We start from the raw sequence: 15,075 nt of genomic DNA on the forward strand, positions 1-15,075 counted from the left end.
ATGAAGAGAAATAAATTTTATTTACTGCTTACTGTGATTATTTGTATATGCTGTGGTTGTAAGAGTAAAAATATGAATACCGTCACAAAAGAGGAAGCAGAAAGTACAATTGTTAAAAATAGTAATGATACAAAAACAAATGATAATGAGAGCATGGAAGAAAGCACTGAGGAAAGTGCTGTAAAACTTTCAGATTTTATAAATCCTGAGGGCAATACACTTTTTACCCGTTTTATTACTCCAAAGGGATATAAAAGGGTGGATGTGCCTGAGGGAAGTTTTGCTCATTTTATAGGCAATTATAATTTGGAACCTGACGGTACTCCGGTATATTATTTTGATAAAAGAGAAAAGGCAGGAAACGGTCACGTGGCGGTATTTTCCATGGAAGTGGCAGAGGAGGATTTGCAGCAATGTGCAGACAGTATTATGAGAATATATGCCGAATATTTGTATAAGACAGGAGAGCAGGATAAAATAAGCTTTACATTTGTAGACGGCTTTGTATGTGATTTTAAGCACTGGAGACAGGGGTATAGAGTAAAGTTTTCAAATGATAAGCCGTACTGGGAGCAAAGTGCAAACCCTGACAGCGGTGAGGAAACATTTAAAAAGTATCTTCGCATTGTATTTGCCTATTCATCCACATTGTCTATGGAAAAAGAGTCAAGAACTGTAGATATTTCTGAAATTCAGGTGGGGGATATTTTTATAAAGGGAGGAAGTCCCGGACATGTGGTAATGGTGGCTGATATCTGTGAAAATGAAGCCGGGGAAAAGGCATTTTTATTGGCACAGGGATTTATGCCGGCACAAAGTTTTCATATAATTAAAAATCCCGCCCACAGTGAGGATCCATGGTATTATGAAGGAGAGATAAAATATCCTTTAAGAACACAGAATTATACCTTTGATGAGGGGAGTTTAAAAAGGCTTGATTATTTGCAATAAATATAGGTGTCAGTTATTGACACCTAACTTAAAAGGGGATAAAATGATAACAAAGTTATCGGAAAGGTAAAAGTATGTCAAACGGAGCATATGATATCACACATAAAAAGATATTAGAAAGCGGAAAGGAACTTTTTTTAAAAAAAGGTTATGAAAGAACCAATCTCAGGGAACTTTGTAAGAAGGCAGGAGTTACTACAGGTGCCTTTTACAGGCATTTTGAAGACAAGTCTTCCATCTTTCGCGAACTTGTAGATGATGTGGCAACCGGTCTTTTATCCGGATTTGATAGAGCTGAAGATAAATGCTTTGATAATATAGATACGGGAAATACGGATGAAATCTGGAATATTTCTTCGGATGCTATCAGAGAATTTATACACTATATTTATATGCATTTCGATATATTTAAGCTTATAATTTGCTGCTCGGACGGAACGGAATATAATAACTATATTGACCGCATTGTTGAGCGTGAATTAAACAGTATGTATCGTATGTATGAAGCACTGGATGAAAAGGGGATTTCTTATAATCGTGTTGCAAAGAATGAGTTACATATGATTATACATGCATATTATGCCTGTATTTTTGAAACGGTTTTACATGATTTCAGTAAAGAAACAGCACTGGATTCTGTTCAAAGTCTGTCGAGTTTTTTTACAGCAGGATGGAGGAAACTGCTTCAAATCTAGGATTGTCACAGTATGTGGCATATTTTTAACTTAAAGATAACTAAGTGTGCAATCTAAGTTATCATAAATTAGATAAATAAATTCTAGGAGGAATTTGTATGAAAAGTGACAGTTTAAAGACAAAAGATTTGATTCATGTAGGTGTGTATACAGCAATTTATATTGTGGTATTTTTTACAGTGGGAATGATTAATGCAATCCCATTCCTTTATCCTTTGCTGTTTATTTTGGTTCCGCTTATTACAGGAATACCTTTTATGCTATTTTTGACTAAAGTGGAAAAGTTCGGAATGGTAAGTATTATGGCGGTTATTATCGGTATATTTTGGTATATTATGGGATATACATGGATTCCGACTGTAAGCTTTATTGTGTTGGGACTTATTTCCGACTTTGTTATGAAAGCGGGAAAATATAAAAAGTTCAGTATAAATATTCTTGGATTTGTAATTTTTTCTTGCAGTATGCTGGGACTTCCTGCACCTATGTGGCTGATGACAGAGACTTATATGGCAGGTGTTCGTGAAGCTATGGGTGAGAAATATGTAATGGAAGTAACAAAATTTATGCCGCCATGGATGGGATTTGTGGCATTGGTTTGTATTATTATTTCTTCAATTCTTGGGGCATTTATTGGCAGAAGGATGTTAAAAAAGCATTTTGAGAGAGCGGGAATTGCATAGTATGGAAGAAAATATAATTTACAGGTCACCAAAACATAGGGGATTATACCTTGATCCTCGTACTAAAGTACTTGTTATGCTTGTACTTGCAACTTTGATTTTTTTCGTTCATAAGAATCTTATATTGAATTCAATACTTGTATTTATTCCTATTTTTTTGTTGATTTCAGATAAGAGATATCGTCCGGCTTTTGTTTACGGAGGTTTATTTGTAATTGCAATCTTTGTAAAAATATATGGAGAAAAGTTTGAATTCCCATATCTGATTTCTATGATTTTGGGACTTATTGTAGAACTTATTTTTAGATTTTTTCCTGTATTTATGTTCGGTTATTACATTATAAAATCAACAAAGCCGAATGAGTTTATATCCGCAATGAATTTGTGGCATGTTCCGGAGGAATTTATTATTCCTGTTTCGGTTGTTTTTAGATTTGTTCCGACCTTGGCAGAGGAGAATAAGTCCATCAGTAATGCAATGAGGATGCGAGAGATAAGATTCGGAACTAAGAAATTTTGGAAAAATCCGTCAATGATTTTGGAATACAGATTGGTTCCACTTATGATGTCTGTTGCAAAGATAGGCGAGGAACTTTCAGCGGCGGCACTTTCAAGAGGACTTGGAGGTCTGAAAAAAAGGACTTGCATGGTTGAGCTGAGATTTGGAATATGGGATGTATGTATGGCTATTCTCATATTTGCTTTAGTTATATGGACAATAATAGGGAGAATATAAATAGTATGGTTGTACTTGAAAATGTATCTTTTTCTTATAATACTGTAGAGCATAGTGCCGGTGTTTATGATATCAATCTGGAGATTTTGCCAGGGCAGGTTGTTATTCTTTGCGGTGCTTCAGGCTGTGGTAAGACTACAATTACAAGATTGATTAACGGGCTTTCTCCCACATATTATACCGGAGAGTTGAAAGGAAAGATACTTATTGACGGCATAGATTCATCGGAATTGACATTATACGAATTGTCACAAAAAATAGGCTCAGTTTTTCAAAATCCTCGTTCTCAGTTTTTTAGTGTTGATTCCACAAGTGAGATTGCTTTCGGATGCGAGAATACAGGTGTAGCAAGAGAAGAAATATATAAAAGAATAGGTATTATAACCAAGGATTTAAATATGGAATATCTTCTTGACAGAGATATTTTTGCTTTGTCAGGAGGCGAAAAACAAAAGATTGCATGTGCATCTGTTGCAGCAATGTTACCGGAAATTTTTATCCTTGATGAACCATCTTCAAATTTGGATCTTCGTACTATTTCCGATTTAAAGGAGGTAATAAGAAATTGGAAAAAGCAAGGTAAGACTGTTATTATTGCTGAGCATAGGCTGTATTATCTGATGGAGCTTGCGGACAGAGTCATTTATATGAGGGATGGAAGGATTGTAAATGACTTATCTATTGGTGAATTTAAAAAAATTGAAGAAACACAATTGCATCAAATGGGGCTTCGTTCCGTTTGTCCGGTAAAATTTGATGCAAGGAATGATGAAAACAGTAATAAAAACAACTTCAGTTTTAATAATATTTCATTTTCTTATGGGAAAAGGAAATTTATCGATATTCCTGATATAACAGTTCCATATGGTGCAATTGTAGGGATTTTAGGGTATAATGGTGCAGGTAAGTCCACTCTTGCAAAGATGATATGCGGACTTGAAAAGAGGGTAAATGGAAGTTTAAACTATAAATCCGGTATTATTATGGCAAAGGATTGGAAAAATCTAAGTTATATGGTAATGCAGGATGTGAATCATCAATTGTTTACGGAAAGTGTTTTGGATGAAGTTATTTTAAGTATGGAAGAAGATGATGAAATCTCAAAAGAAAATGCTAAGAAAATACTTAAAGAGCTGAATCTGGAGATGTTTTGTGATGTGCATCCGCTCTCCCTTTCCGGAGGTCAAAAACAGAGAGTGGCAATTGGCAGTGCAATAGCAAGTGATAAGGAAATATTGATTTTTGATGAGCCGACAAGCGGACTTGACTATGAGCATATGTTGGAAGTTTCTGAAATCATAAAGCATTTAAAAGCTGAGGGAAGAACAAGCTTTATCATAACTCATGATCCGGAGTTTTTAAAGGAATGTTGTGATTATTTGATTTTTTTGGAGAATGGAAAGCTTTTATGGTCAGGAGCATGGACAAAAGAAAATGCGGAAAGAGTGAGTGAATTTTTTGCAATATAAGTCTTATAGCAAAAATCTTAGATATATGGGAGACCAAATGGTAAGAGAGATAAAAGAAAATGAATTAGTGGGAGAGATAGCTAAAAAAGAGAATTGTTATAAGATGATGCTTTTAACAGGCTCAAAGGATGAATCCACATTAAACTTTTATAAAAATGCGGGCTATAATTGTGCCGATAAGACAGCATTTATAAAGTGGATTAAATAATATTTATAAAAAAGTAAGGGGTATATCGGGGGGAAAAAGAAAACTTAACTCCGATATACCATAATAAAGTCAATGGAGTCTTCAGACTACACCGGCTTTTTCATTATTTACAATATATGCTATGTTAATAATTTGAAATATGCTAAAATATATAAGCCAATTGTTTGAAATTATAAGGGACCACTTAAAAAACTAATATACACATTTTATTTGGTGAGAATGAAAATGCAATGGTGTGGGTTAGTAAGGTTTTTAATACAGATTTGGACAATATTATAGAATTTATAGAGTATGGAGAATAAATAATGGCCGGAAAAAACAATGCAAATATAGGTTTTGAAAAACAAATTTGGGATGCAGCTTGTGTTCTTTGGGGGCATATTCCTGCCGCTGAATATAGAAAGGTAATAGTTGGACTTATTTTTCTTCGTTATATATCCAGTGCCTTTGAAAAACGTTACGAGGAACTTTTGGAAGAAGGCGATGATTTTGAGAACGATAGAGATGCATATGCAGAAGAAAATATTTTCTTTGTGCCGGAAGAAGCTCGTTGGAGTAAGATTGCATCTTCGGCACATACAGCTGAAATTGGTATAGTAATCGACAATGCTATGAGGGCAATTGAAAAAGAAAATGTGAGTTTGAAAAATGTTTTGCCTAAGAATTATGCCGGTCCTGATTTAGATAAAAGAGTATTGGGGGAAGTTGTAGACTTATTTACTAACGAAGTAAAAATGGATGGAACAGAGGCAAGTAAAGATTTATTGGGCAGGACATATGAATATTGTATTGCTCAGTTTGCTGCCTATGAAGGAACAAAGGGCGGAGAGTTTTACACACCTTCAAGTATTGTAAAAACGATTGTTGCCATACTGAAACCATTTAATAACTGCCGTGTATATGATCCTTGTTGCGGCAGTGGCGGTATGTTTGTACAAAGTGAAAAGTTTGTACAGGCTCATAGTGATAATCGAGGGAGTATTTCTGTTTATGGTCAAGAATCCAATGCAGATACATTTTTTAATGATATCCATAAAACATTAAAATCTGATTTCATTATGGCAAATCCACCGTTTAACCTTTCTAATTGGGGAGCGGACAAATTAAAAGATGATGTTAGGTGGAAATATGGAACACCGCCGTCAGGGAATGCAAACTATGCGTGGATACAACATATGATTCATCACTTAGCACCAAATGGAAAAATTGGATTGGTACTTGCTAATGGTGCATTATCATCTCAAACTTCCGGAGAAGGGGAAATAAGAAAAAAGATTATAGAAGATGATCTTGTTGAGGGAATTGTAGCTTTACCTACACAGCTATTTTATAGTGTAACTATTCCTGTGACACTATGGTTTATCACTAAGAATAAAAAGCAAAAAGGAAGGACTCTATTTATTGATGCCAGGAAAATGGGATATATGGTTGATAGGAAACATAGAGACTTTACGGAAGGGATACAAGAAGACGGAAGCCTTGGGGATATTGACTTATTGGCAAAGACTTTTGAAGATTTTCAAAATGGAGTATTGAAGGAGAGAAAAGGATTTTCTGCTATTGCTACGATAAAAGATATAGCAAAACATGACTATATCTTAACTCCCGGTCGATATGTGGGTATTGAGGAACAGGAAGGTGACGGAGAGCCTTTTGAAGAAAAGATGACAAGATTAACTTCAGAACTGTCAGATATGTTTAAAAAGTCTCATGAGTTGGAAGAGGAGATTAGAAAGAAACTGGGGGCGATTGGGTATGAAGTGTAAATGGCAAATAAAGAAATTGTCAGAGATTGTAGATTTTAATCCTCGTGAGTCATTGAAAAAAGGAAGAATTGCTAAAAAGATTGGAATGGATAAATTACAATCGTTTTGTAGAGATATTATTTCATATGAAAATGAACCGTTTACAAGTGGGGCTAAATTCCGTAATGGCGATACTATTATGGCAAGGATAACTCCGTGCTTAGAAAACGGGAAAATTGCCAAGGTTGATATTCTTGATGAAGATGAAATCGGATTTGGCTCTACTGAATATATCGTTTTCCGTGCAAAAGAAGGAATTGATGCAGATTACCTGTATTATTTAGTATGTAGCTCAATTGTAAGAGAGCCGGCAATTAAATCAATGGTTGGTTCATCGGGTAGGCAACGAGTGCAAACAGATGTACTACGGAATTTAGATATTAAGGTTCCTTCAGTTGAAGAGCAAAAAGTAATAAGCAGAATTTTACGAAATTTGGATGATAAAATAAAACTTAACAATACAATAAACAATAATTTACCGACTCATCCGTGCAACACACGGATAGCTGCGCAGCAGCGTAGGCAGACACCGAAGACGGACGAATGCTTGCATACGTACGACAAGGTGTCTGACAGAGGCGGTAACGAGGAAACTACGGAGCAGTTTTTTAGTCTATTAGCAGCTTAAAGGTCGATGTTGGAGACATCCAATTCCCTGGACATCAACCTAGGGAGCAATGTGTCGCGGAGGTTTGCTAAATGTGTTGATTCGTCAATATTATCAGCAATCTTACGATACATAGCCTCAACAGTATTAGCAAGTGGTGCAAGCTCCTCTAAATCTGGTGGAAGTAGCAACTCAAACTCTGGCAATGCTTTCTTGCTAAGATGAAGAACGGTAGTACCATTGATATAGCCCAAAGCGTGAGCTTTGAACCTGCCGTCCTGTAATAGTGCAGCAATAAGGAATCTTGAAACGCCTTCTTTTGGAAGAACTTTGACTACATCCATCGAAAAGACGATGTCATTGTATCCTGACATGCTCAGGATGGGCTCAGCATTTCCGATTACTTCAGCATTTTGAGTTAAGTCGGTATGAGCTACGAGTGTATCAAATAATTGTGCGTGTTGTTCTGGCTTTAATTTAGCCGATGGCTGAATCTCTTTATAACCGTCGATTTTAAAGCCACCTTTGCGGTCAAAGTTTTTAATTGTAGCCATTGCTATGTCAGAATCGGCAAGCTCTGCACCTTTATAAGAGTAACCACTAACAAAGTCAGCTATTAATGACAGAGGAACTACAGACCATGTTGCAGGTTGCTCGTATCCGAAAGGCGCATAATCAACTAACCATGAGCGACAAAGGAGCTGTATTTGCTGAAGTAAATTATTGTTTACCTGCTGTTCAGAGTCCAAGCTATCTTATTGCCATACGGTCAATAAGCATCGCAAGTCTGCGACTTGCTCAGTTATTGTTTTTTGTAATAGTATATTAAAGGAGGAATATTGTGGTAAGGTGGACTTTTAGTAATAAACTTAAATGGAGCAAGGAGTTAAATGAAATAGTAAATTTCTATTTGTTTAATACACCAGTAGATAATGTAAGTGTTCGAGGTAAAACATTTAAGCAATTAGGATGGAATAAAAGGAGATTGACACCTTTATTAAAAAAAGAAATATATTTTTTATCATCAAATTGGATTAATACTACGATTAAAGATATTGAAACACAAATAAAAAACAAAGGGCAATTTGAAAAAGTTGAATTTGAAGAAGTAGCAATTCACATCAATAATAAAAAGAGTAATATTGATTCATTTTTCTATGCTATTAGATGTGCAATAGCGCATGGTTCTTTTGCTATTAGAAAACACAATAATACAACTTATTATATACTAGAGAACAAAGATAAAGGTAAAATAAAAAGTAGAATGGTGATTAAAGAGGAGAACCTTTTAGATATTATAAATATAGTATCAAACTCAAAAAAGTTCAATAAATAATGGAGGAACTATGTTTAACGAATCCGACTATGAAAACTCAATAATTGAATTATTTCAAAACAACTTGGGATACGAATACGCATATGGTCCCGATATTGAAAGGGATTTTTATAATCCATTATATGAGGAAGTTCTGCTCGACTCTCTGTATCGTTTGAATAGAGGTTTGCCGGATGATGCTATTCAGGATGCCATATTCAAACTTAAAAACTTTGAAAACGGAGAGCTTGTGCAGAAGAACTCTGTTTTCATGGACTACTTGCAAAACGGTATTCCGGTAAGATATTTCCTTGGCGGTGAGGAACATTCCTCTATCGTTTATCTTGTTGACTATAAAAATCCCGATAATAACTCTTTTGTACTTGTTAATCAATGGACTTTTATTGAGAATAGTAAAAAACGTCCGGATGTAATTCTTTTTTTAAACGGCTTGCCGATCGTATTGGTTGAACTGAAATCTCCCTCCCGTGAAGAAACAGACGCATCCGAAGCGTATAGGCAACTGCGTAACTATATGCAGGAAATTCCTTCCATGTTTATTTATAATGCAATTTGTGTTATGAGCGATCAGTTGACATCAAAAGCCGGGACAATTACTTCCGGTGAAGACCGCTTCATGGAGTGGAAAACAAAAGAAGGTAATTATGAGAATACTCAGTATGCTCAGTTTGACACTTTCTTTGAGGGAATATTTCAAAAGACACAACTGCTTGATATTATCAAGAACTTTATTTGTTTTTCAAATGAGGGGATTAATACTTATAAAATTCTTGCCGGATACCATCAGTATTTTGCGGTAAGAAAAGCTGTTGAATCAACAAAACACGCTACTGTTACTGACGGTAAAGGTGGTGTGTTTTGGCATACACAAGGAAGCGGCAAATCACTTTCTATGGTTTTCTATGCTCATTTGTTACAGGAGGTATTAGATAGTCCGACTATTGTTGTACTCACCGATAGAAATGACCTTGACGACCAGCTTTATAGTCAGTTTGCAAAGTGTAAAGACTTTTTAAGGCAAGAACCGTCACAAGCAGAAAGTAGAGAGAATCTAAAAACTTTGCTTGCCGGCAGACAGGCAAACGGGATAATTTTTACTACTATGCAGAAATTTGAGGAGTCTAACGAACCTCTGTCTGAACGCCACAATATTATAGTTATGGCTGATGAAGCTCATAGGGGACAGTATGGACTTGCTGAAAAGATTAAAATTACAAAGAATGAAGATGGTGATGAAGTAGCAAAGCGGGTTATCGGCACAGCAAGAATTATTCGTAATACACTTCCAAACGCTACATATATCGGATTTACCGGGACACCTATTTCTTCAAAAGACAGAAGTACTCGTGAGGTATTTGGCGATTATATTGATATTTACGATATGACACAGGCTGTTGAAGATGGAGCAACACGCCCGGTTTATTATGAGAGTCGTGTAATTAAATTAAACCTTGATCAAGCAACATTGAAGATGATTGATGCAGAGTATGATTTAATGGCTCTTAATGCAGATGATGAGGTTATTGAAAAGAGCAAAAGAGAACTTGGTCAGATGGAAGCAGTGCTTGGGAATGATAATACCATAAATTCGCTTGTTTGTGATATTCTTGACCACTATGAAAATAATAGAGAGAATCTGCTTACCGGCAAGGCGATGATTGTTGCATATTCTCGCCCTATTGCCATGAAAATTTATAAGAAAATATTGGAACTGCGCCCAACTTGGACTGAAAAAGTGGAAGTTGTTATGACTTCGGGTAATAACGACCCGGAAGAATGGCGACAGATTATTGGTAATAAACATCATAAGAATGAGCTTGCAAAGAAGTTCAAAGATAACAACAGTGCTATGAAGATTGCCATTGTTGTTGATATGTGGTTGACGGGGTTTGATGTTCCTTCTCTTGCCACTATGTATGTTTATAAGCCTATGTCCGGACATAATCTTATGCAAGCAATTGCTCGTGTAAACCGTGTATTTCGTGATAAAGAAGGTGGGCTTGTTGTTGACTATGTTGGAATTGCTACTGCTCTGAAGCAGGCCATGAATGACTATACTTCTCGTGATAAAAAGAACTATGGCGATACAGATGTTGCAAAGGTTGCATATCCGAAGTTCTTGGAGAAATTATCAGTTTGCCGTGATAAGTTTCATGGATATGATTACACAAAGTTTATCAATGGTACAGACCTTGAAAGAGCAAAAACTATCAGCGGTGCTGTGAATTTTATTATGGGTAGAGAAAAGGTTGATGATAAAGATTCATTCGTAAAAGAAGCCCTTATGCTTCATCAAGCCCTTTCTCTTTGTTCATCGTTAGTTGATGAAGATAGTAGATTTGAAGCAGCGTTCTTTGAGACTGTTCGAGTTCTTGTTCTCAGGCTTACCAATACCGGCGTTGGTAAAAAGATTTCATTACCGGAAATGAATGCAAGAATAAATGAACTTTTGAAACAGAGTATTAAAAGTGATGGTGTAATAAATTTATTTTCCGATATCAAAGAGGAGTTTTCTTTGTTTGATCCTAAATTCCTTCAGGAAGTCGCAAATATGAAAGAGAAGAACCTTGCAGTCGAATTATTGAAAAAATTGATTGCAGAGCAAGTTTCGGTTTATCGTAGAACAAATATTGTAAAATCCGAAAAGTTCAGTGAGATTATGCAACGTGCTATCAATGCATATCTTAACGGGATGCTTACCAATGAAGAAGTTATAGAAGAAATGTTAAAGTTGGCAAAACAAATTGCGGCGGATCAAAAAGAAGGTGACAAACTTGGGCTTACTGCTGACGAGCTTGCCTTCTATGATGCATTAACAAAGCCGCAAGCAATCAAAGATTTTTATGAAAATGAAGAGTTGATTGCAATCACAAAAGAACTTGCTGATACTCTACGTAAGAATAAGACTATTGATTGGCAGAAACGTGAGTCGGCAAGAGCTAAAATGCGTATGCTCATAAAAAAGCTTTTGAAAAAACATAAATATCCGCCTGAAGGAATGGATGATGCCGTTCAGACTGTTATGACACAGTGCGAGCTTTGGACTGATAATAACAGCTTTGAAGAGAATCATAATATTTTTACGTATACTAATAATACAGAAAAAACTCTACCTTTAGTGGCAGAAGAAAGGGTGAGGTATAATTAAGCCTGAATTATTCATGGCATAGTTACTGCATTTACAAAACTTTCTTACTTTCATCTAAGCAGTAATGATGCTGACAAATTCATGATTCCACTGTTACAGGAATGCCGTGCAAAATATCTATCGCTCCCTCTTTATCTTCGTGGTGATAGCGGATTTGTTTCTCCTGATTTATACAAAGCTTGCGAAGATAATGACTGTAATTTTGTTGTCACTACAATGGAATCAGAACAACTAATTTTTTTATACGATATATACATATATATTTGTAAATATTTAATATTAAACATATTAGGAATACTATGTATAATTACTGTACATAGTTGGCAGATATGAATATTATAGATAGCTAAATTTTAGCTGTGTTTATGTTAAGTGTTAATACAAAGAGTTATAGGAACGTGGTAAGCAAATTGTAAAACATAGTAAAGTAAAAGATAAATGGAATAATGGACCTAAGACCACAGCGAAATATTCAGTTAGTTATGCTGTTGCAGACGGCAGTACAGTAAATTCTGTTGGGAATGAGGTAGATACTTTTATCAGTAGAAATATAGTTGTTGAGTAAGATTACCAAAGGTAGGGAGCAGTATGAAAAGCTTTGTAAAGAAAAATATAATATTTTATATTTTGATATTTGCAGTGAATTCTATCATATTAATTGCAGCTAATTATGTGGTTGGAAATACTATATCAATACCATATGAGTTATATGAAACCCGAAGGGTATTTGTCCCTACCGAAAAGGTTAAAAATTTTGATTGGGATTTTTTGCTTGAGCGAAATGTAGTATTGGTAGCTGAGACATCAGATAGTAAGGTTGTGGGACTTTATGACCCGGGTATGTACTATTTTGTAAATTCCACAAAAGCACTTGACCCAAGATATTTAAGATATTTTTCAAATGAGGACTATCTAAAAAAGACCGATACAGGAGTAGCCCTTATAAATATTGATATTATGTTTCGAAGCGGAAAGCTAAGTCCGTACATAATAAAAAAGGGAATGAAAAGAGCAGCTGATACATATAATATAGATATTATAGGGGCGCTTGATATTGCTTCAGTAGGATATGGTTCACTTGAGGAGTCATATCCTACTGATGAATTTGCAGTATTTAAAAATATCTTTAAATTAAATAGTAATCTTATAAAGAAGATATATGTAGATGTGCCGTATATAGATGTGTCTGAGACTGAAAAATTTAATGAAATGGAAAAGGTATATGAAGTACTAAAAGAGAACGGATTTACAGAGATATCTGAAAATAAAGCACAACCGGTGATAAAGGCATTTATTCATGCAGTATTAAATTACAGAAAATATGAGAGGTTTATATTATATTGTGCAATGGCATCATTATCAGTATTCATATACACCTCTGTGATATATTTGTGGAAATATAAAGAATATATTTATATCGGCAGAGTATGTGGTGCCGATTTTTTTAAAATGTATAAGCTTATTTTAAAATATAGTATCTTTCAGATTGTATTAATAAGCATGGTGTCATCTTTTGGGATTTGGATATATTTAGGGCAGATAAAAGAAGGAATAATGAGTTTCTTTGATTATATAGTTGTTGACTCTATATTTTTATTATTATTTTTATTATGTATAACAGGAGTATATATATTTGGATTTCTTAGATATTCAAGAGAGATGAGGTAATATATGCTGACTGATATGTTGCTTGGTATAAAAGATGCTTTGAAAAATAAAATGATTGCTTTAAGCTTCGTTATTATAACAATATCTGTATTTATTGTCTTAGTAGCTGCAACATTATCTTTTAAAGACGATCTGTCTATGACCGAGGGGATTGGATATATGAATCTTGTCCCTATAAAATTTGTAGATGAAAAAGGTGATGAAGGAAAGAGTATCCTTGAAAAGTTGGATAGAGTGTACAAGGATGGCGGTATAGCTATGTTTACTACAGTTTATGAATCAAGTAAAATTAAGACAGATATAAATGTTTTGGTATGTAATGGTGGAGAATATATCTGGATACTGCCTGAAAGAGAGTATAACAGTTATTTTAAAGGAGATGTCAAGGGCGATATTATCACATAGAAACAAGTTGTAGATGACTTAGTTTATCAAGGATATGACAGAGAGTGGCTTAATTATTTCTTTTATGAACAGGAAAGTATATGTATAAAGATTAAGGATGATAAATATAAAAGATTTGAAGACTACAATATTTCAATTCTGAATATTGCTTCAATAGTTGAGGAAACTTTTTTCAGTGAGGAAGATATAAAAAATGGTGTTGTAGATAATTTTGTACAAGTCTTTGAAAATTCATCATTTTATCTTAAGGTGAATAAGATAACCAAGGATTTTAAAGAGATGAATTTTATAATAAGGTATGTGCTTATCTATGTGATGTTTATTATACTTGAAATCATTTCAGTGCTTTTTATATTTTTAGAGCATATAAAGAATAAAATGCACAAAGTGTTTATGATACATATAACATATGGGGCAAGAAAAAGGGATATTATAATCAGAAATTTCGCTATGAGCTTTGTGGTGATATTGGCAGATATTTTGATACTGTTTTATTTAAACAGGTTCAGATGGGATTTTGCTGCTGCACTCACAGTAGTAATATCTTTGTTTTTTCTACTGATAATGCTCATAGTTAATGTGATTAGCACTTTAAATGATGATTTTTTGTCAGAAAGGAGTGACCGGCAATGATTGAAATGACTGATATAAAAAAACATTATAATAATTCGGATAAAAATATTATTGACGGTTGTACGGCTACATTTGATATCGGGAAAAGATATGCTTTATTTGGAGAAAACGGCAGTGGAAAGACTACATTTGTAAAAATTCTCGGACTCCTTGATAAAAACTTTTCAGGTACATACAGAATAACGGAAAAGAAGTCTTAAGTATGTCGGGAAGTGATATTGCAAGACTTAGGAATGAAGTCTTCGGATTCATGTTTCAAGATAATAAACTTCTTGAGAATGAAAGTGCATACAATAATATATTTATTCCGCTTATCTATTCAAAAAAATACAGATATTTTGAAAGAAAGAAAAGAGTTATTGAAATTGCCGAGATACTTGGAATTGAAAAGTTACTTAAAAAGAGAGTTTTTCAAATGTCAGGCGGAGAAAAGCACCTTGTTGCCTTGGCAAGAGTAATGGTAAATGGTCCGTCTGTCTTGATACTTGATGAACCTTTTTCATCACTGTCAATTGAAAACAGAAAACTGATAATGGAATATGTGGATAATATAATGGATGAGAATAAAATACTTGTAATGGTTACACATGACAGCAGTATATATAGTGATAAAAGATATATTACTTTAAATATGTCTGAGGGTAAGCTTAGTAATATAAAATAGGTATGCAGGGGCTGTCGCTTTAACGGTTCATCAATCGTTAGGTGGCGGCTCCTTTGTAGTTCTTTTT

The 15,075-nt window shown here is 34.5% G+C and carries 14 protein-coding genes and 2 pseudogenes; 15 read left to right on the forward strand and 1 reads right to left on the reverse strand.

Annotated features, from left to right (window positions below; translation table 11 throughout):
* The 8 genes from ACO6FI_RS05260 to ACO6FI_RS05295 all read left to right on the forward strand — a co-directional run bounded on the left by ACO6FI_RS05260 (window position 1) and on the right by ACO6FI_RS05295 (window position 7,175).
* Window positions 1-951 (forward strand): DUF4846 domain-containing protein, encoded by a 951-nt coding sequence (locus tag ACO6FI_RS05260; RefSeq protein WP_485456429.1) that lies wholly within the window; start codon window positions 1-3, stop codon window positions 949-951.
* 74 nt (window positions 952-1,025) lie between these two features.
* The gene (locus ACO6FI_RS05265) at window positions 1,026-1,646 is read left to right on the forward strand and encodes a TetR/AcrR family transcriptional regulator (protein WP_485456430.1); all 621 of its coding nucleotides are present in this window, start codon (window positions 1,026-1,028) and stop codon (window positions 1,644-1,646) included.
* 98 nt (window positions 1,647-1,744) lie between these two features.
* A complete protein-coding gene (locus ACO6FI_RS05270; protein ID WP_485456431.1) occupies window positions 1,745-2,329 on the forward strand; it encodes an MptD family putative ECF transporter S component in 585 nt (194 codons plus the stop codon).
* Window position 2,330: 1 nt separating this feature from the next.
* Window positions 2,331-3,065, forward strand: coding sequence for an energy-coupling factor transporter transmembrane component T (locus ACO6FI_RS05275; protein WP_485456432.1), 735 nt, complete (start codon window positions 2,331-2,333; stop codon window positions 3,063-3,065).
* A gap of 5 nt (window positions 3,066-3,070) precedes the next feature.
* Window positions 3,071-4,534: an ABC transporter ATP-binding protein gene (locus ACO6FI_RS05280; protein ID WP_485456433.1), complete on the forward strand. Its 1,464-nt coding sequence runs from the start codon at window positions 3,071-3,073 to the stop codon at window positions 4,532-4,534.
* 37 nt (window positions 4,535-4,571) lie between these two features.
* On the forward strand, window positions 4,572-4,742 hold the full coding sequence (locus tag ACO6FI_RS05285; protein ID WP_485456434.1) for a hypothetical protein: 171 nt from the start codon (window positions 4,572-4,574) through the stop codon (window positions 4,740-4,742).
* Window positions 4,743-5,047: 305 nt separating this feature from the next.
* On the forward strand, window positions 5,048-6,508 hold the full coding sequence (locus ACO6FI_RS05290) for a type I restriction-modification system subunit M (RefSeq protein WP_485456435.1): 1,461 nt from the start codon (window positions 5,048-5,050) through the stop codon (window positions 6,506-6,508).
* Window positions 6,498-7,175: a restriction endonuclease subunit S gene (locus tag ACO6FI_RS05295; protein ID WP_485456436.1), complete on the forward strand. Its 678-nt coding sequence runs from the start codon at window positions 6,498-6,500 to the stop codon at window positions 7,173-7,175. The genes ACO6FI_RS05290 and ACO6FI_RS05295 overlap by 11 nt, the downstream gene beginning before the upstream one ends.
* Here ACO6FI_RS05295 and ACO6FI_RS05300 read toward each other — a convergent pair.
* Window positions 7,172-7,903 (reverse strand): restriction endonuclease subunit S, encoded by a 732-nt coding sequence (locus tag ACO6FI_RS05300; RefSeq protein WP_485456437.1) that lies wholly within the window; start codon window positions 7,901-7,903, stop codon window positions 7,172-7,174. The genes ACO6FI_RS05295 and ACO6FI_RS05300 overlap by 4 nt on opposite strands.
* Window positions 7,904-7,995: 92 nt before the next feature.
* Between ACO6FI_RS05300 and ACO6FI_RS05305 the strand changes: the two genes are divergently transcribed.
* From ACO6FI_RS05305 to ACO6FI_RS05335, 7 genes and pseudogenes are all read left to right on the forward strand, one after another.
* A complete protein-coding gene (locus ACO6FI_RS05305; RefSeq protein ID WP_485456438.1) occupies window positions 7,996-8,490 on the forward strand; it encodes a hypothetical protein in 495 nt (164 codons plus the stop codon).
* 10 nt (window positions 8,491-8,500) lie between these two features.
* A complete protein-coding gene (locus ACO6FI_RS05310) occupies window positions 8,501-11,638 on the forward strand; it encodes a type I restriction endonuclease subunit R (protein ID WP_485456439.1) in 3,138 nt (1,045 codons plus the stop codon).
* A 60-nt stretch (window positions 11,639-11,698) separates the two neighbouring features.
* A pseudogene (locus ACO6FI_RS05315) lies at window positions 11,699-11,875 on the forward strand (transposase); the annotation flags it as partial.
* A gap of 351 nt (window positions 11,876-12,226) precedes the next feature.
* Window positions 12,227-13,306 (forward strand): hypothetical protein, encoded by a 1,080-nt coding sequence (locus tag ACO6FI_RS05320; protein WP_485456440.1) that lies wholly within the window; start codon window positions 12,227-12,229, stop codon window positions 13,304-13,306.
* 3 nt (window positions 13,307-13,309) lie between these two features.
* Window positions 13,310-13,711, forward strand: a complete 402-nt coding sequence (locus tag ACO6FI_RS05325) for a hypothetical protein (RefSeq protein ID WP_485456441.1) — start codon at window positions 13,310-13,312, stop codon at window positions 13,709-13,711.
* A 279-nt stretch (window positions 13,712-13,990) separates the two neighbouring features.
* Window positions 13,991-14,344: a hypothetical protein gene (locus ACO6FI_RS05330; RefSeq protein WP_485456442.1), complete on the forward strand. Its 354-nt coding sequence runs from the start codon at window positions 13,991-13,993 to the stop codon at window positions 14,342-14,344.
* Between the two features lie 5 nt (window positions 14,345-14,349).
* Window positions 14,350-15,008 (forward strand): annotated as a pseudogene (locus tag ACO6FI_RS05335) (ATP-binding cassette domain-containing protein).
* Window positions 15,009-15,075 lie beyond the last annotated feature (67 nt).

Source organism: Lachnoanaerobaculum sp. (assembly GCF_057250505.1).